The sequence below is a fragment of the Mycobacterium sp. MAC_080597_8934 genome, assembly GCF_000523975.1.
Classification (GTDB): Bacteria; Actinomycetota; Actinomycetes; order Mycobacteriales; family Mycobacteriaceae; genus Mycobacterium; species Mycobacterium avium.
Window position 1 is genome coordinate 323,639 of record NZ_JAOS01000023.1, and the last position, 16,889, is coordinate 340,527.

Genomic DNA, 16,889 nt, shown 5'->3' on the forward strand with positions numbered 1-16,889 from the left:
CCGCCTTGCACACGCATCGCGACCCGGGGCGTCCCGCGGTCAGCGGGCCGGGGCGCCCTGTCCGGCGGTCGGCGGGCTGGTTCCCTCGCGGTCGGTTCCGCCCCGATCGGCGGACCGCTGCAGCAGCCGGACGAAGTCGTCGATGGACAGCGTCTCGCCGCGGCGCGCCGGGTCGATGCTGGCGGCCAGCAGCCGATCCGCCGACTCGTTGCCCGAGCCGGCCCAGTCGACGAACGCGTTGCGGCAGGTCTTGCGCCGCTGGCCGAAGGCGATGTCCACCAGCTCGAACACCTGCCGGCGGAAGGCCGGGTCGGTGGGCCACGGCGAGGTCGGGTAGCGGTCGATGCGCACCAGCCCCGAATACACCCGGGGAATCGGCCAGAACACCGTCGGCGACACCATGCCGCACCGGCGGACCCGGCCGAAGAAGCGGACCTTGACGCTGGGCACGCCGTACTCCTTGCCGCCCGGCTCGGCGGCCAGCCGTTCGGCCACCTCGGCCTGCACCATGACGGTCACCGTCCGGATGGACGGGAATTCGGCGAGCAGGTGCAGCAGCGCCGGGACCGCGACGTTGTAGGGCAGATTGGCCACCACCGCGGTCGGCGGCTCGGCCAGCTCGTCGCGGCGCAACGTCAGCACGTCGCGGTTGAGCACGGTCAGGCGCTGGATTTCGCTGTGCGAGTGTTCGGCGACGGTGTGCGGCAACCGCTCGGCCAGCACCGGATCGATCTCCACGGCGGTGACGTGGGCGCCGCGGTCCAGCAACGCCAGCGTGAGCGAGCCAAGCCCGGGACCGACCTCCAGGACGTGGTCGGAGCGACTCACCCCGGACGTCGACACCACCCGGCGCACCGTGTTGGCGTCGTGCACGAAGTTCTGGCCGAGGGATTTCCGTGGCCGAAATTCAAGTTCTTTGGCCAGCCGCCTGATCTCGGTGCGCCCGAGGAGCCGGATGGTCAGCGCGCACCAGCTCTTCCGCTGCACACTGGCCACGCACCCCAACCCTGGCGCTCTCGGGTCACCTCGGCGACGGTGATCTGCTCTTCGCGGGTGGCCAGGTCGGCGCGCGGGGCGAACCGCAACCCGCCGTTGCGCTCCCACGTGCCCTGGTCGAACTGCACACCGCCGTAATACCCGTTACCGGTGTTGATCGCCCAGTTTCCGCCGGCTTCGCAGCCCGCGATGGCGTCCCAGATGGAGCCGTCGCTGATCGGCGGGACCTCGGTGCCGGGCTTGGTGCCGACCCGGACCACCGATTCGCGGGCCGGGGTGATCACCGTGTTGGCGATCGGCAGCCGGCCGGTCTCCACGCCGTTGACGGTGGCCACCGAGAAGGTGACGTCCTGCGTGCCCGGGCTGCCGGGATCCTCGACCACCTGGCGGCTCATGTTCATGTCCGGGTCTTCGATCCGGCGGGCGTTGGGCGGCAACGGCATGCGCTCGGTGACCTGCTGAATCCGGTTGCGGGTCACCTGGATCTCCATGCCGTCGACGATCGGCGCCGACGCCGGGGGCGCCACCTGGTCGCTTTCGGCCAGCGGCGCGCCGGCGGCGCTGAGCAGGCCCGCGACGTTGGGTGCCGCCAGATGCACGGTGCGCACGGCGCCGCCGTCGTTGATGCGCACCGTCTTGGCGCTGACGACGGGCAGGGCCATGCCGGCCAGCGGCACCCGGCTGCCGCGGTTGGCCGCGGCCGGGGCGGTGTCGGTCATGGCCAGCTGGGCCAGCGCCTCGTCGACCGTGGAGGCCGTGGTCCACACCTGCTTGCTGTCGTGGCCGTCCAGGGAGATCTGCAGCGGGCGGCTGCGCCGCAGCACGATCTTGCCGGCGTCGTGCACCGCGACATCGGCGGCGGGGTACAGGTCGTCACGGTCGTCGACGACGAAGCCGTTCTCCTCGACGACGTCGATCACCTTGGACTTCATGGTGGTCACCCGCATGGCGACACCGTCGACGGTCAACGTCACCGTCTTGCACACCGAAACCGCGTATCCGCCCGCGAATGCCAGGACTACCAGCAGCCCCCCGACCACGAGCCGCAACATCGGCGAAGGGTTCTGATGAAGTTTTGTCAATACACTCAACGCGCGCTACCCAACCTCAGCAACCACTCACTCAGCGGCAATTCACAAATGAAGGGCCCGCAGGCCCACCCGTTCGATCACAAGACGGTAACGAACCGGCCAATATTGGGCAACTCCGACGCGGCGATGTTAAAAGAATCACCCGTTCGCCGGCCCTGATCGTCAGGCCAGTCCGTACACCCGTCGAGCATTGTCCGTCGTCACCGCGGCCAGCTCTTCGGGGCGGCGATCCACCAGTTCGGCGATCGCCCGAACAGTATAGGGAAGGCAGTAGGGCTCATTGGTCCTCCCCCGGTGCGGGTGCGGGGTCAAAAACGGCGCATCCGTTTCCACCAGCAGCTGCCCGGGCGGTATCAACGGCACGGCTTCGCGCAGGGCGCGGGCGTTGCGGAAGCTCACGGTGCCGGACAGGCTCAGCAGCCAGCCGGCGTCCACGCAGCGGCGGGCCATGGCCGCATCCGACGAGAAGCAGTGGAAGATCACCACGTCCGGGGCACCCTCGGCGGCCAGCACGTCGAGCACCTCGGCGTCGGCCTCCCGGTTGTGGATCATCAGCGGTTTCCCGCACCGTTTGGCCAGATCGATATGCCAGGCGAAGGCCTCGCGCTGCACGGCGGGCTCGGCGCAGCCGTCCAGCCGCCCCGGCCAGTACAGGTCCATGCCGGTCTCCCCGACCGCCACCACCCGGGGGTGGGCCACCAGCCGCTCGATCTCGGCGCGCGCCGCGTCGTCCAGCGCGTCGGCGCGGGTGGGATGCAGCGCCGTGGCCGCGTACACCCGCGGATCCCACTCCGCCGCGCGGGTGACCCAGCGCGCCGAGTCCAGGTCGTCGGCGACGGTGACCACCGCCTGCACCCCCACCGCCGCCGCGCGGTCCACGATGGCCCGCACGTCGGCGGCTCCCGTCTCCGGTCCGGCGGCGCAGGCGTCGAGGTGGGTGTGGGCGTCGATCAGGGGCGCCAGCGGCTCCGGGGCGGGCGGGGCTTGTCGTTCTCGTCGGTTGGAGCTCACGCGCACACAATAAGGTGGACTCTCGATGAGGCCCTTCTACGTCACCACCGCGATCACGTACCCCAACGGCGACCCGCACGTCGGGCATGCCTACGAGTACATCGCCACCGATGCCATCGCCCGGTTCAAGCGGCTCGACGGCTTCGACGTGCGATTCCTGACCGGCACCGACGAGCACGGCCTCAAGATGGTCGAGACCGCGGCGGCCGAGGGCATCGGCACGGCCGAGCTGGCCCGGCGCAACTCCGATGTGTTCCAGCGGCTGCAAGAGCGGTTGAACATCTCCTTCGACCGCTTCATCCGCACCACCGACCCCGATCATCACGAAGCGTCCAAGGCGATCTGGCGGCGGATGCAGGCGGCCGGCGACATCTACCTGGACAGCTATTCCGGTTGGTATTCGGTGCGCGACGAGCGGTTCTTCGTCGAATCGGAGACCAAGGTGCTCGACGACGGGACGCGGGTGGCCGCCGAAACCGGCGCCCCGCTGACCTGGACCGAGGAGCAAACGTATTTCTTCCGGCTGTCGGCCTACACCGACAAGCTGCTGGCCCACTACGAGGCGAACCCGGATTTCATCGCCCCCGAGGTGCGGCGCAACGAGGTGGTCAGCTTTGTCTCCGGCGGCCTGCGCGACCTGTCCATCTCGCGCACCTCGTTCGACTGGGGCGTCAAGGTGCCCGATCATCCCGACCACGTCATGTACGTCTGGGTCGACGCGCTCACCAACTACCTGACCGGGGTGGGATACCCGGACACCGAATCGGAGATGTTCCGCCGCTACTGGCCGGCCGACCTGCACATGATCGGCAAGGACATCATCCGGTTCCACACCGTGTACTGGCCGGCGTTTCTCATGTCGGCCGGAATCGAGCTGCCCCGAAGGGTTTTCGCGCACGGGTTTTTGCTCAACCGCGGCGAGAAGATGAGCAAGTCGGTGGGCAACATCGTCGACCCGATCACGCTGGTGGACACCTTCGGCGTCGACCAACTGCGCTACTTCCTGCTGCGCGAGGTGCCGTTCGGCCAGGACGGCAGCTACACCGAGGACGCGATCATCACCCGGATCAACACCGATCTGGCCAACGAGCTGGGCAACCTGGCGCAGCGCTCGTTGTCGATGATCGCCAAGAACCTGCACTCGGTGGTGCCCGAACCCGGTGACTTCACCGGCGACGACCGTGAACTGCTGCAGACGGCCGACGGTTTGTTGCCGCGGGTGCGCGCCAGTTTCGACTCGCAGGCGATGCACCTGGGCCTGGAAGCGATCTGGCTGATGCTCGGTGAGGCCAACAAGTACTTCTCGGCGCAACAGCCGTGGGTGTTGCGCAAGAGCGAGTCCGAGGCGGATCAGACCCGGTTCCGCACCGTCTTGTACGTCACCTGCGAGGTGGTCCGCATCGCCGCGCTGCTGGTGCAGCCCGTCGTGCCCGAATCGGCCGGCAAGTTGCTGGATCTGCTGGGGCAGGGCCAAGATCGGCGGGCGTTCGACGCGCTGGGCGCGCGGCTGGCTCCGGGTACGGTGCTGCCGCCTCCGACCGGTGTGTTTCCCCGCTACCAGGCGGAGTCGGAGAAAGTCGATTGAGCGGCGTTGGACGAAAGCCTCCAACCCAACCTGTGCCATAGACCATAATCGGCTCGTGGAACGACGCCAGAACCGGCAACACAGCCAATCGCCGATGACCACCCTCAGGGAGCTGCCCGCACTGGTCGTGCTGGAGCGGATCCCGGTTCCCGTGCTGGCCATCGCGGGTGACGGCAGTATCTTGTTCGCCAACACCGCATTTGCCGACATGCTGGGCTACCAGCCCCAGGAGGCACTGGCGCTGCGCTTCGAGCAGATCTTCCATCACGCCCCGGCGTCGGAGTCGCTGTTGGCGACGGTGCATGCGCTGGCGAACATGGTGGTCGAACTGGCGCACCGGGACGGGTCGGTGGTTCGCGCGATGATGAGCAAGTCGGCGGTGATGCGCGCCGACGACCAGTTCGCCCTGGCCGCGTTCCAGGACCTCACCGAACAGCTTTGGGAAGAGGCGCGCTAACGGCGCGGCAGTCCGCCGGAGACCAGCAGCTTGAAGTAGTTCAACGACGCGTCGCCGCCCACCGCCAACCGCGGTAACGCCAGCGGGTCGCAGCTCCGGTCGGCGAATCCCGGTGCGGTGGACAGCGCCCAGCGCACCCCGCGGGCCCGCAACACGTCCTTGGCCCGCTCGTCGAAATCCTGCAACCGGCCGTTGGGGTAGGCGAAAACCGTTGGCGGCGAGCCTGTCTCACGCTCGATGGCGGCGCATGACTCGGTGATCTCCCGGTGCAGTTTGACGTCGTCGCAACGGGCCAGGATCGGGTGGGTCACCGTGTGCGGATACAGCGTCACCAGCGGGTCGGCGGCCAGTTGGCGGGCTTGCTCCCAGCTGAGCATCCGGAACGGCCCGCCGTCGCCGTCGTCGTGATGGCCGAGCGCGCAGAGGATCTCGTCCAGCGCCGCGATGCGCTGCGGGTCGGGGAGGTTTTTCAGTTTCTCGACCACCACCGTATAGGCCGCGCCGCGCTCGATATTGCTTTTCAGCGGGCGTGCTCCCAATCCCCATGGTGTCAAGTCGATTTCGCGTGCCAGGCTGTGGGCGATGGCCAGCCAGAGCCGGTCGGGCCACAGCGTTCGGTCGGTGCCGATCGGGCCGGTCGCCAAGAACACCGCCGCGGGCAGTTCCAGCTCGCGCAGCACCGGCATCGCGTGGGTCGCCAGGTTGCGGGTGCCGTCGTCGAAGGTGATCGCCAGGGCCCGCGGCGGCAGCGTCCCGCCGGCCAGCCGGTCCAGGGCGTCCTCGAGGGCGAGCACGTTGAAATGCGCGCGCACGTAGCGCAATTGGCGGCGAAACAGCGCGGCGCCCGACACGTGCCAGCAGGGCGGCGACGGCGGTCGGTCTTCCACCCCGTGGAACATCAGGATGGCGAGTGCGTCGCGGTGTCGCCGCCGGGCCAGCGCGTCGACCCCGGCGGCGCACAGCAATGCGGCCGCCGCGTTCTTGACGGTCGCGCGCGTCGCGATGGCTCTCACGCGTGCCCTCGGGGCCGAAACCCTAGCGGCGCCGCCATGATTCGCGTCGCACCCGCCACAGGATCACCCCGGCGCCGACGACGGCCACCGCCAGCCAGCCCGCGCCGAACCACCACAGCCAGTCCAGGTCGGAGTGATGCCCGGCGCCCGCGGCGGACGCACCGGCGGCCAGCGGCGGATGGTCGACGGTGACCGGATCCTGTCCGGGCACCGACACCACCGCGACGCCGTTGAGCCGCTGCCAGTGCTTGTCGGTGTCGCTCTTGAGCCACCGGATCAGCTCGTCGAGCTGTCCGGCCGCGCCGTTGGACGTCGCGATCAGCAGCGACCTGCCGTGGTGGAAAACCGTTTGCAGAGAAGCGAATCGCAGCACCGGGTCCAAGGTGAGCTTGGTGGGCTTGTCGCCGGAGTTGACGGCGTTGACGGTGATCGGGCCGCTGGGCCCGGCGGCCACCGGCAGCGTCACGTCGGACTGGTTCCACCCGTCGGCCGAGATCAGCAGCGCCGGATTCGACGAGTCGATCGCTTGTTTGACGGTGGTGACGGTGGTGTCGATCGGTATCGCGCTGATCCGCTGCAGGCCCACCAGGAGATCGAGCGCGCGCACCGTGTCGACGAACGAGTGCTCGGCGATGCCGACCAGCAGGCGGGGCAACAGCGATTGGGGCATCGACTGGAACCCGTCCGGCACCGGCGGCGCGGCCGGGCTGCTCTGGATGACGCTGTCGCCGTTGATGTTCAGCGTGAGCAGTTGGTTGCCGGGGCCGGCGGTGTAGAAGTCTCCGCAATGCCCGACGTTGCTCGCGACGTCGAGAACCAGATCCAGGCTGGTGTAGCGCTGCAGCAGCCGATCGGGCACGTCGACCCAGCGGTCGATGGTGCCGTGGCCGTCGGTCGGCCAGTGGTCGATAGTCTCCCGGCCGACCGTGACGGCGATCTGGCCGGCGATGTTGCTCGGCGTCGGCGTGTACGAACCCTGCAGATGCACCCGCACCGAATGCACGGATCTGCCGAAGCGGGTCTGGTCCAGCCCGATCGAGACCCGGGGCTGCAGCGACGTCGCGTTGACGACCGACTGGCCCAGTTCGCGCAAAGTGGCGCTGTCCGAAGGCAATTGGGGTTTGGGCTTGGGTGATTCCACCGCGACCTTGGACGCCAGGGCCATATCCGACAGGTCGCTGAACAGCAGGGCGGTGTCCGATTCGTCGGTGCGGTTCAGCGGCCCCGAGACCAGCAACCACGGCACCCCGGTGGAGCCCTGCAACGAAAGCCCGTTGTCCGGGCCCTCTTTGATGACGACCTGGCGTTCCAGCGATTGCGGCGGCGCCGGCGGAGCCGCCTGCCCTTCCTGCAACGGGACCACCACGATATCGGGAGCCTGCTTGCCGTAGTGCGCGGCGGCGGCGGTGGCCAGCTGAATCGCCGTGTCGGACTCCGCAGTCGACGGCGATTGCGGCAGATAGATGGTCAGCTTGCGCAGCACCGGCGGCAGGAAGTGGGACACCGTGGTGGGCGGCAGCTCGGTGCCGGTGTAGTTGACGGTCCCGTTGACCAGCCGCAGCGGGCTCTCCGGGTACAGGCAGTAGCCGTCCAACGGCACCAGGTAGGCCCGCAACGTCACGTTCAGCCAATTGCCGATCACCTCGGCCCCGTTCAGCGGGACGACCAGCGGCGCCTGGTCGGTGGTGGGCAGGTTCAGCCTGGCGATGGTGCGCTCCCCCTGGGTGACGGTGAGCAACCCGGACCGCAGGTTGATCGGCAGTTCCACCGTCGCGTTCAGCGCGGTCGGGGTCAGCCCGTGCAGCACCGGCAGCGACAACTGCTGGGTGCTGGTCAGCCCCCAGAATTCCAGGGTGGACGACGACCCGAGGTCGGGCATCGACAGCGTCGTCGTGGTGGTGGTCGTGCTCGCCGTCGAGTCCGAGGGGGCGCTCGGATCGGCGGGCGCGGCCCAGGATTCCGGGACGCTGTTCACCAAGAATCCGACGACACCGGCCAGTGCGATTACCCGGCCGAGGGATTTCCGCAACTTCACCGGAACAGTATGCATTGTTGAAAGCGCTTCAACCCCAATAACGGAAATGCGATCGTGACGACCGAAGCGGCACCCGGGCAACGGCTCTCGCCGAAGGCTATTCGCCTTCCGGTTCCGCGCCGGGGTTGGCCGTGGCGTGGCGCATTCCCTCGCGGCGCAGGAATTGCTCGAAATACGGCAGCGATGCCTGCGAGACGATGCCGGGCAGCAGCAGGCTCCAGATCTGGTGCAACCGCGCGGTGGGGTCGCCGATGATGTCACCGATTCGGCCGTGACCGGAAATGGTGCTCGCTATCAACCGGGCCCCGAATATGGTGCCCATCAGTGACGCGCTCAGCACGTCGGGGTCGATGTCGTCGCGCAGGTCGCCTTCCTTGATCGCCCGCCGCGCCTCCTGCGCCGTTTCCAGCACCAAATTCGCGTAGAAGCGCGAGGCCGCACCGTTGAATCCGCTTAGCGCGGTGGCCAATTGCGCTGCGGCGCGCACCATTTTGTCCGACCGCAAAACCTCGACGATGGTGAAGGTGCCGTGCACCAGGTTTTCCAGCCCCGGCGACGATGACCCGCACACGTTGCGGAACGCACTGAGCAGCCGGTCGGAGCCCTCCTCGATGATGTTGGACGCCAACGATTCTTTGGAATCGAAGTGGTGATACAGGGCGCCCTTGGTCATGCCGGTCCGCTCGATGATGGTGCTCCACCCGGCCGCGGCGTAACCGACCTCGCCGAAGACTTCGATCGCCGAGTCCAGGATCTTCTGCCGGGTGGCCTCAGACCGAACTTGGCGGGCCATCGCCCCCGCACCCCCGCAGGCTCGTCGGATGCGCGGACCGCGCGTCGGCCCGGTCGCTAGGACTCGTCATCATCGGTTGAACTGGTGTTGATCGCGAGGGCAGCACGCCTGCGTAGGAACTGTTGGAAGTACTCGGTGCGGTCCGGCTGCAGGATCCCGGTGAGCAGCAGCGACCAGCACTTCTCCAGATCACGCAGGAATCGTTCCGGGTCGTCCAGGTTGCTGGTCTTGCGCAGCCCCATGTGCAGCGACACCATCAACCGGCCGATGTCCCGCGGATCGCAGTGCTCGTTGATGCCGCCCTCGCCCTTGGCCTGCTCGGCCACCCGGGCCAGGGCCTTGATCCACCGGTCGAACAGCTTCTCCTGCAACCCGTCGGACAGCCCGACCGACTCCATCAGGTTGAGCCCGGACCGGACCAGGTCCGTCTTGATGTCCTTGACGGCGATCAGATAGGAGAAGTCGATCAGCGTCTCCAGGCCGGAGAGCCCGCGGGTCAGCAGGTCCTGCACGGCGACGGCGCCGCTGGCGGTCTGGCTCTCGATGATCGCGACCGCCAGCGCGTGCTTCGACTTGAAGTGGAAGTACATCGCACCCTTGGTCAGCTCGGCCTCGGCGAGGATGTCGTCGAGGCCGACGTCGTGGTAGGGCCGCCGGGCGAACTGGTGCGATGCGGCCCGCAGGATCTGTTGCCGGGTCGCATCCGCTCGTCCGTCGGTCGAATGGGTGGTCATCGTGTTCGAAAGCTCGGCTCCCCCGTGGGGGCGGTGATGAGGCACGCGTTCCTGCCGGGCCCGGCGCCGCGGGCCGTGGCGCCGGCCGTCACGTTGACGACGCCGTTGCTCGAGCAGGGCACAAGTACCTCGGTTCTTTTAGGGGATCGGAGCGAACACGGATTCGCGTCGCTCGAGACATTTAGCCCACCACAGAGGTTAGCAGTCATACGGCTGTCCTGGTTGACGCGCTCGTAAATACCTGCGGTCTAGATCACACCCGTGTTGTCAAACCATTAGTATGTTTTGTACGCTATTGTGCGATGGTCAGTTTGCAGACGGGCTAAACAACGTCTCGGTCGTCTTTTCCGCGTAAGGGGAAACACATGTCGTTCGTCACGGCGAACCGCTGGTCACCGGTCCCGCAGGGGCCACAGACCTCGGCTGACCAGGACTTTTCCGCTGCATCGACGGTGTGGGGCGGCGCCGGCGCCGCCTCCGCCGCCGCGGTCCTGCGCAGGGCCGGGAGCTGACGTGATCGACTTCGGAGCGCTTCCCCCGGAGGTCAACTCCGCGAGAATGTATGCCGGGCCCGGCCCGCTGTCCCTGACGGCCGCCGCCGTGGCCTAGGACGCGTTGGCCGCCGAACTGCACGCCGCGGCCAGTTGCTACCGCTCGGTGATCGCCGGGCTGACCACCGGACGCTGGCTGGGGCCGTCGTCGCTGGCGATGGCCTCCGCGTTCGCGCCGTACATGGCCTGGATGGCCGGCGCCGCCGGTCGGGCCGCCGAGACGGCCGGTCAGGCCCGGCTCGCCGTCGAGGTCTTCGAGGCCGCCTTCGCGATGACGGTCCCGCCGCCGGCGGTCGCCGCCAACCGGGTCCAGCTCGCGACGTTGATCGCGACCAACTTCTTCGGCCAGAACGCCGCGGCGATCGCCGCCACCGAAGCCGAATACGCAGAGATGTGGGCGCAGGACGCCGCCGCGATGTACGAATACGCCGCCGGCTCGGCGGCCGCCTGCTCGGTCACGCCGTTCACCCCGCCGCCCGACACCACCGACGAGGCCGGCGTCGCCCGCCAGGCCGCGGTGGTCGGGCAGGTCACCACCCAGGCCGAACTCAACCACACGGTGTCCAAGATCCCCACCACCCTGCAGGGGCTTTCCTCACCGATGACCGCCGGGCTGGACACGGTCACGGACACCGGCAGCGGGGCCGCCGGGGGCGCCGCGGCCGGGGCGGCCAACTCGACCACGTCGTCGATCATGACGGGCCTGGCTTCGGGCATACCCGGCGCCATTCCCAGCGCCTTCTCGGCCGCGGCCACGCCCCTGTACGGAATGTCGTCCATCCTCGGCATCGCCCAAACCGCCCAGGGCCTGGCCAAGGCCGCCGGCGACGGTGTGGCGGCCGCGGCGTCGGGGGTCGCGAGTGCGGCCAGCTCCGGGGCCGGGGCGCTCGGATCGCTGGGCTCCGGCGTGCTCGGCACGCTGGGTAAAGCGGCCGCCTTGGGACCGTTGGCGGTGCCGGCGAGCTGGACGAGCGTGATCCCGGCCGCCCACAGCGCCGTCTCCGCGCTGCCGACGATCAACCTCGCCGGCGCGAACGTGCCGCCCAGCGTCATGGGCTCGCTGCCGCGGCTGGCCGCCGCATCGGGCAAGACGCTCGGCCCGCGCTACGGCGTCATCCCGACGGTGATGACCCGCCCACCGTCCGCCGGATACGCCTGAGCCCCGCCGGGAAGAAGGAGCGGTACGTGAAGTACACACCCACCAAGGTCGCCGGGGTGACGATCATCGACCTCGAACTCCGTCGCGACCATCGCGGCTTTACCTGGCGGTCGTTCTGCGCCCGCGACTTCGCCGCTCACGGGCTCAATCTCGATGTGGCGCAGACGAATATCGTCTTCAACTACACCCGCGGCACGGTGCGGGGGCTGCACCGCACGGTGCCGCCGCACGCCGAGGCCACGCTGCTGCGCTGCACCCGCGGCGCCATCGTCGCCGCCGCGGTGGACGTCCGCCCCGACTCGCTGACCTACGGCGACCACGTGATGATCGAGCTGACCGCCGACGACCACCGGACGTTGTTCCTGCCGCCCTACGTCGCCCACGGCTTCCAGACGCTGGTCGACGACACCGAGGTCACCTACCATACCAGTGGGCGGCACGCGGCGGCAGAAGAGCAGGGATTGCGCTGGGACGACCCGGAATTCGGAGTCACCTGGCCGATACCGGTCACGGTCATCTCCGAGCAGGACGCGAGCTGGCCCTCAGCCCAGACCAGATCCAGATTGGCACCAATGGAACAGGTGGCACCATGCCTCAGTCGGTGATGATCCGTAACACGGTGGACGCCATGCCCGCTCGGTGGTCGCCGAAGCACCGGCCGGCGGCCCTCACCGCCGTGGCGCGCGACGGAACCGGTGGCCGGCCGGCGGTTGCCGGCGCGCCGACGTCGGCCGCCGGCACCGCCGTACGGCGGTGGCAGGACCACTATTCGCAGGGCCTGCGGGTCACCGACTCGGTGATCGTATTCGTCTCGGTGCTGCTCGCACAGTACGTCCGATTCGGGGAGGTCGCGAACACCTCCGGCTACTCCGACCCGGTCATGACGCTGTTCTCCATGCTGTTCGCGCTGCTCTGGCTGTCGGCCCTGGCGGTGTTCCAGACCCGCTCGACGCGAATCATCGGTTCGGGAATCGACGAATACCGCCGGATCGGCAGCGCGTCGTTCTGGACGTTCGGCATCATCGCGATGGTCACCCTGTTGGCCAAGGTGGATCTGGCCCGCGGCTACCTGGCGATCGCCCTACCCGTCGGCACCCTGGGCCTGCTGGCCAGCCGCAGCCTGTGGCGCCAGCACATCTCCCGCCAGCGTGCCCACGGGCATTGCCAGACAACGGTTTTCGCCATCGGCGACCGCCAGGCCGTCGCCCACCTGGCGCACGAACTGGTCCGCGACCCGCGCAACGGCTGCACCGTGGTCGGCGTCTGCATCCCCGGATACGGCCCGCCCCGCGGCGAGATGCTGACCGTCGCCGGGCACGAGGTCCCGATTCTCGGTGACGAAACCGACGCGGTGGCCGCGATCTGCAGCACCGGCGCGGACACCGTCGCGGTCACCCGCACCGAGCATTTCGGTGTGCACGGAATCCGGGAGCTGATGTGGCAGCTGGAGACCATGGACGTCGACCTCGTGGTGTCGCCCGGGGTGATGGACGTCGCCGAAGCGCGATTGACCCTGCGCCTCACCGCCGGGCTACCCCTGCTGCACGTCGAAAAGCCGCAATACGAAGGGACGCAACGCTTCCAGAAGCAGGCCTTCGACATGGTGTTCTCGCTGGCCGCGCTGATCGCGGCGGCGCCGGTCATGCTCGCGGCCGCCCTCGCCATCAAGCTGACCAGCAAGGGCCCCGTCTTCTACCCGTCCGAGCGGATCGGCCTCGACGGAAAGCCGTTCACCATGCTGAAGTTTCGGACCATGACCGACGGCGCCGACACCCAGCTCGAGCAGCTGCTGTCGGTGAACGAGGGCGCCGGGGTGCTGTTCAAGATGCGCCAGGACCCGCGGGTCACCCCGGTCGGCAGGATCCTGCGCAGGTTCAGCATCGACGAGCTGCCCCAGTTCATCAACGTGATCAAAGGGGACATGAGCGTGGTCGGGCCGCGGCCCCCGCTGCGGCGGGAGGTCGAAAGCTACGACGGCGACGTGAAGCGGCGGCTGCTGGTGAAGCCGGGCGTGAGCGGACTGTGGCAGGTGAGCGGCCGCTCCGACCTGTCCTGGGAAGAATCGGTGCGGCTGGACCTGTCCTACGTCGACAACTGGTCCATGGCGGGCGATCTCATGATCATCGCCAAGACCGTCAAAGCCGTCTTGACGAGCCACGGCGCCTATTAAACTCGCCACCCATGAGTGAGCCGACGGCAGCCGCCGCGGTCGTGCCCTCGGTGCCGCTGGCCCGGATGGCCCACGCGTTCTCGGTCCAGTTGATCTGCCGCGCACTGGGGATGCTGGCCTCGGTGGTTTCGGTGGCGATGACCGCACGCTATCTGGGTCCCGGACGCTACGGCCAGCTCACCATCGCGGTGGCGTTCGTCGCCATGTGGACCAGCTTCGCCGATCTGGGCATCGCCACCGTGATCGTGCGACGGGTGACCTCCGGCCGCGGCGATTTGGAGCGCCTGGTGCGCATCAACAGCGGCCTGGCCCTGCTGTACTGCGTTCCGCTCGCGGCGCTGGCGGCAGGGTCGGGGTTGCTGATCTATCACGACACCGAGGTGCGGGTGATGCTGGTCGTGCTGTCGGGTGGACTGCTGCTGCAGACCATGACGACGCGATTCGAGCCGGTTTTCCTTGCCACCGTCCGGTTCTCGGCGGTGGCAATCTCCGACGTCACCGCCCGGGTGGGCACCCTGGCCATGGTCGCCTGCCTGGTCGCGGCGCACGCCAACGTGATCTGGTTCGCCGTCGCCCAGCTGATCCCGCCCGCCGTGCAGCTGCTGATCCAGGGCGCGGCCGCGATGCGGCACATCTCGGTGCGGCCGCTGTTCGCCCCGCGAGAGGCCGCCGATTTATTGCGGGAAAGCTTGCCGCTGATCGGTTTTCTGATCGTCGGGCTGCTGTACTGCCGTGCCGACGGCGTGATCCTGTCCCTGCTGAGCACCCACTCCGAGGTGGGCGTCTACGGCCTGGCCCTGACAATCGCGTTCAACACGATCGTGGTCTCGCTGATCTTCCACAAGTCGACGTTGTCGACGGCCACCGAGCTGTTCGCGCGGGACGTCGCCGCATTCGCCGGCTTCCTGCGCCGCAGCGTGGAATTGATGTCCTTCGTGGCGGTCCCGGTCGCCGTGGTCGGCGCGCTGCTCGCCGGGCCGCTGATCGGATTGTTCGGCAAGAGCGCGTTCATCGAGCGCGGCACGCCCACGCTGGCGTTGCTGTTCGTCGCGGCGGCCCTGCGGTTCGTCGGCGGCACGCTGGGCCAGGGCCTGGTGGCCTCGCATCACCAACGGGTGCTGCTGTGGTTGACGGTCGCGACCCTGGCGCTCAACGTCGGGCTCAACCTCGCCCTGGCGGGGCGGTACGGCGCCGTCGGCCCGGGCGTGGCGCTGGTGTGCACGGAGTTGTTCAACATGGCCGTCTCCACCTGGTGGCTGCGCCGCCACTGCGGCTACCGCACCCCGGTCGCGTTCGTGCTGCGGCTGCTGGTTCCCACCGGTGCGAGTGTCGTTGTGGCGCTGCTGCTTTCGGGCCACCATGTGATCCTGGTGCTGACCGCGGCGGCCGTGGCCTACCTGACCACCAGCGCAGTGTTCGGCCCCATCACCTGGTCGAGCCTGGCCTCGTTGCGGGCTTCGTTGCGTGAGAAGCAGCCGGCGGCATGACGTCGAAGGCAGACCGGGCATACCTGAAGCGCTCGGCCGGCGGTGCCATCGCGCTGCCGGCCGAGCGGCCGCTGGCGCTGTTGATCGTCACCGACGGCGACCGCGACCGCACCGATACGTGCCTGGCCAGCGTCGCCGAGCACCTGCCCGACCTGCCCGTGTACGCCTACGGCGCCGAGGTTGCGACGAAATACCTTGGGGTGCAATGGGTTTCGGGCCCGCTGGACGTCTCCCCTGCCGTCGCCTTCAACGTGCTGGCCGAGCACGCACCGCCTGGCGCCGACCTGTTGCTGCTACCCGCCGGCACCCGGCTGCTGGGGCCGCTGACTCGGACCCGGGAGCTGCTGCGCCGGCCCGGGGTGGCGGCCGTTTCGCCGATTGCTCCCGAGGCGAGCGCGCCCCGTCGCACGCCGGAGAACCTCGTGACGCGACGCCCGCCGTGCCTGGCGATCAACCGCGCCGCCTGGAACGCCCTCGGCGCCTTCGACGAAGAGTTCTTCGGTTACGGCGAGGCGGCCGACTGGCAGGCCCGGGCCCACGCGGCGGGCTGGCGTGTCCTGACGGTCGACGAACGCGGCGTCGAGCACACGGCGACCGGGCCGCAACGCCTCACCGACGCGGCGCACCGGCGCAATCGTGACCTGGCGCGCGCCAACGCCGCCCTCCTGCTCGAGCATCGGCGCGGCGTGCACCGCGCGGATGCGTACCTGGCCGGGGCCGCCGCGTGGGGGCGACTGCGGCGGCCGAACCGCCGGCGCACCGAGCTGCCGTCGGTCGTGATCACCACCAACCGCCTAGTCTACGGCGGAGCCGAGCGGCAAAAAGCGCTTCTGGCAACCGAATTGGACCGGCGCGGCTACCCGGTCACCATCGTCTGCATGCAGCGGTTCGGCCCGCTGATCGCCGAAATCCCGGACACGGTGCGGGTGATCCGCCAGCCGTGGTGGGCGCCGATCATCGACGTCGCCGACGGCCCGGCGGTGCTGATCTCCGGCGACACCAACACCGAGGTGGGGTTCGCCACGCTGTGGCGGGCCGCCGGCCGCGGCCGGCGCTGGATGGTCGCCCCGCATGTTCCGCCGGAGCCGGACCGGCCCATCTACTCGCGGCCGCTGACCGCCGCGATGCGCAGGGCGGACGGTTTCATCGTGCTGGCGCAACGGCATTGGGACATGCTGCTCGACCAGCATCGGCTGTGCGGGCGCCACTTCATCGCGCCCAACGGGGTGGTCGTCACCGGCGACCCAGCCCCGCGGCGGCGCGCCGACGGTGCGCCGCTGCACCTGGTCATGCTGTCGCGCATCGTCGAGCACAAGAACCCGCATCTGCTGATCGAGGCCTTGCACGGGCTAGCCGAAATGCCTTGGCGGCTCTCGATTTTCGGTGACGGTCCGGACCGGCAGCGGCTGGAGGCGGGCACGCCGGCGGCGCTGCGCGATCGGGTGCGCTGGCTTGGCTGGGCGGCCGGTCCCGGCCCGGCACTGGCCGACGCCGACCTGCTGTGTGTGCCCAGCCGCTCCGAAGCGTTCCCGCTGGTGATCGTGGAGGCGATGGCGCGCGGCGTGCCCGTTGCCGCGTCGGCGATCTGCGCCGTCCCGGAAATGCTGGATTTCGGGCGGGCCGGATTCCTCGTCGAGCCGGTGACCGCGTCCGGGTGGCGCGAATGTCTGGCCCGGATCATGGCCGACCCGGACGCGCTGCCGGCGGTGGGACGCCGCGGCCAGCAGCGCATGCGCAAGCACTACACGGTGCAGGCCATGGCCGATGCCTACCTGGACGCGATCGGAGCCGTGCTGTGAATTCCCCT

General features: G+C 69.0%; 13 protein-coding genes and 1 pseudogene. 7 read left to right on the top strand and 7 right to left on the bottom strand.

The window, feature by feature from the left end; translation table 11 throughout:
- Positions 1 to 39 precede the first annotated feature (39 nt).
- The 3 genes from rsmA to NF20_RS14150 all read right to left on the bottom strand — a co-directional run bounded on the left by rsmA (position 40) and on the right by NF20_RS14150 (position 3,104).
- Complete coding sequence (gene rsmA / locus NF20_RS14140; RefSeq protein ID WP_003872748.1) at positions 40 to 996, bottom strand: 16S rRNA (adenine(1518)-N(6)/adenine(1519)-N(6))-dimethyltransferase RsmA; 957 nt, start codon at positions 994 to 996, stop codon at positions 40 to 42.
- Positions 960 to 2,087: a resuscitation-promoting factor gene (locus NF20_RS14145; RefSeq protein ID WP_033716354.1), complete on the bottom strand. Its 1,128-nt coding sequence runs from the start codon at positions 2,085 to 2,087 to the stop codon at positions 960 to 962. Before NF20_RS14145 ends, rsmA begins: the two co-directional genes overlap by 37 nt.
- 162 nt (positions 2,088 to 2,249) lie before the next feature.
- The gene (locus NF20_RS14150; protein WP_033710684.1) at positions 2,250 to 3,104 is read right to left on the bottom strand and encodes a TatD family hydrolase; all 855 of its coding nucleotides are present in this window, start codon (positions 3,102 to 3,104) and stop codon (positions 2,250 to 2,252) included.
- Positions 3,105 to 3,123: 19 nt separating this feature from the next.
- On the opposite strand from NF20_RS14150, the gene metG reads away from it, so the two are divergent.
- Both metG and NF20_RS14160 read left to right on the top strand, forming a co-directional pair.
- Entirely contained in the window at positions 3,124 to 4,683 is a 1,560-nt protein-coding gene (metG, locus tag NF20_RS14155) for a methionine--tRNA ligase (RefSeq protein ID WP_023869594.1), read from the top strand.
- A gap of 94 nt (positions 4,684 to 4,777) precedes the next feature.
- Entirely contained in the window at positions 4,778 to 5,140 is a 363-nt protein-coding gene (locus NF20_RS14160) for a PAS domain-containing protein (protein ID WP_009975300.1), read from the top strand.
- Here NF20_RS14160 and NF20_RS14165 read toward each other — a convergent pair.
- The 4 genes from NF20_RS14165 to NF20_RS14180 form a co-directional block, all read right to left on the bottom strand.
- On the bottom strand, positions 5,137 to 6,153 hold the full coding sequence (locus NF20_RS14165; protein WP_023869595.1) for a polysaccharide deacetylase family protein: 1,017 nt from the start codon (positions 6,151 to 6,153) through the stop codon (positions 5,137 to 5,139). The genes NF20_RS14160 and NF20_RS14165 overlap by 4 nt on opposite strands.
- Before the next feature lie 22 nt (positions 6,154 to 6,175).
- On the bottom strand, positions 6,176 to 8,188 hold the full coding sequence (locus tag NF20_RS14170; protein WP_170924420.1) for a hypothetical protein: 2,013 nt from the start codon (positions 8,186 to 8,188) through the stop codon (positions 6,176 to 6,178).
- A gap of 97 nt (positions 8,189 to 8,285) precedes the next feature.
- The gene (locus NF20_RS14175) at positions 8,286 to 8,981 is read right to left on the bottom strand and encodes a TetR/AcrR family transcriptional regulator (protein WP_009975307.1); all 696 of its coding nucleotides are present in this window, start codon (positions 8,979 to 8,981) and stop codon (positions 8,286 to 8,288) included.
- 56 nt (positions 8,982 to 9,037) lie between these two features.
- A complete protein-coding gene (locus NF20_RS14180; protein WP_033710687.1) occupies positions 9,038 to 9,715 on the bottom strand; it encodes a TetR/AcrR family transcriptional regulator in 678 nt (225 codons plus the stop codon).
- Positions 9,716 to 10,228: 513 nt separating this feature from the next.
- On the opposite strand from NF20_RS14180, the pseudogene NF20_RS14185 reads away from it, so the two are divergent.
- The 5 genes and pseudogenes from NF20_RS14185 to NF20_RS14205 all read left to right on the top strand — a co-directional run bounded on the left by NF20_RS14185 (position 10,229) and on the right by NF20_RS14205 (position 16,881).
- Positions 10,229 to 11,425, top strand: a pseudogene (locus NF20_RS14185) (PPE family protein).
- Positions 11,426 to 11,451: 26 nt separating this feature from the next.
- Positions 11,452 to 12,030 carry a dTDP-4-dehydrorhamnose 3,5-epimerase family protein gene (locus NF20_RS14190; protein ID WP_033710688.1) on the top strand — a complete coding sequence of 193 codons (579 nt, stop codon included), beginning with the start codon at positions 11,452 to 11,454 and terminating at the stop codon, positions 12,028 to 12,030.
- Positions 12,015 to 13,595, top strand: a complete 1,581-nt coding sequence (locus tag NF20_RS14195; RefSeq protein ID WP_033710689.1) for a sugar transferase — start codon at positions 12,015 to 12,017, stop codon at positions 13,593 to 13,595. The genes NF20_RS14190 and NF20_RS14195 overlap by 16 nt, the downstream gene beginning before the upstream one ends.
- Before the next feature lie 11 nt (positions 13,596 to 13,606).
- Positions 13,607 to 15,082: an oligosaccharide flippase family protein gene (locus NF20_RS14200; RefSeq protein ID WP_003872761.1), complete on the top strand. Its 1,476-nt coding sequence runs from the start codon at positions 13,607 to 13,609 to the stop codon at positions 15,080 to 15,082.
- Positions 15,079 to 16,881 (top strand): glycosyltransferase, encoded by a 1,803-nt coding sequence (locus NF20_RS14205; RefSeq protein WP_033710690.1) that lies wholly within the window; start codon positions 15,079 to 15,081, stop codon positions 16,879 to 16,881. The genes NF20_RS14200 and NF20_RS14205 overlap by 4 nt, the downstream gene beginning before the upstream one ends.
- Positions 16,882 to 16,889 lie beyond the last annotated feature (8 nt).

Bases quoted from the DNA above. Each gene is read 5' to 3' on its own strand.
- metG (WP_023869594.1), top strand. From the start codon at position 3,124: ATGAGGCCCTTCTACGTCACCACCGCGATCACGTACCCCAACGGCGAC.
- NF20_RS14160 (WP_009975300.1), top strand. From the start codon at position 4,778: ATGACCACCCTCAGGGAGCTGCCCGCACTGGTCGTGCTGGAGCGGATC.
- NF20_RS14175 (WP_009975307.1), bottom strand. From the start codon at position 8,981: ATGGCCCGCCAAGTTCGGTCTGAGGCCACCCGGCAGAAGATCCTGGAC.
- NF20_RS14180 (WP_033710687.1), bottom strand. From the start codon at position 9,715: ATGACCACCCATTCGACCGACGGACGAGCGGATGCGACCCGGCAACAG.
- NF20_RS14195 (WP_033710689.1), top strand. From the start codon at position 12,015: ATGCCTCAGTCGGTGATGATCCGTAACACGGTGGACGCCATGCCCGCT.
- NF20_RS14200 (WP_003872761.1), top strand. From the start codon at position 13,607: ATGAGTGAGCCGACGGCAGCCGCCGCGGTCGTGCCCTCGGTGCCGCTG.
- NF20_RS14205 (WP_033710690.1), top strand. From the start codon at position 15,079: ATGACGTCGAAGGCAGACCGGGCATACCTGAAGCGCTCGGCCGGCGGT.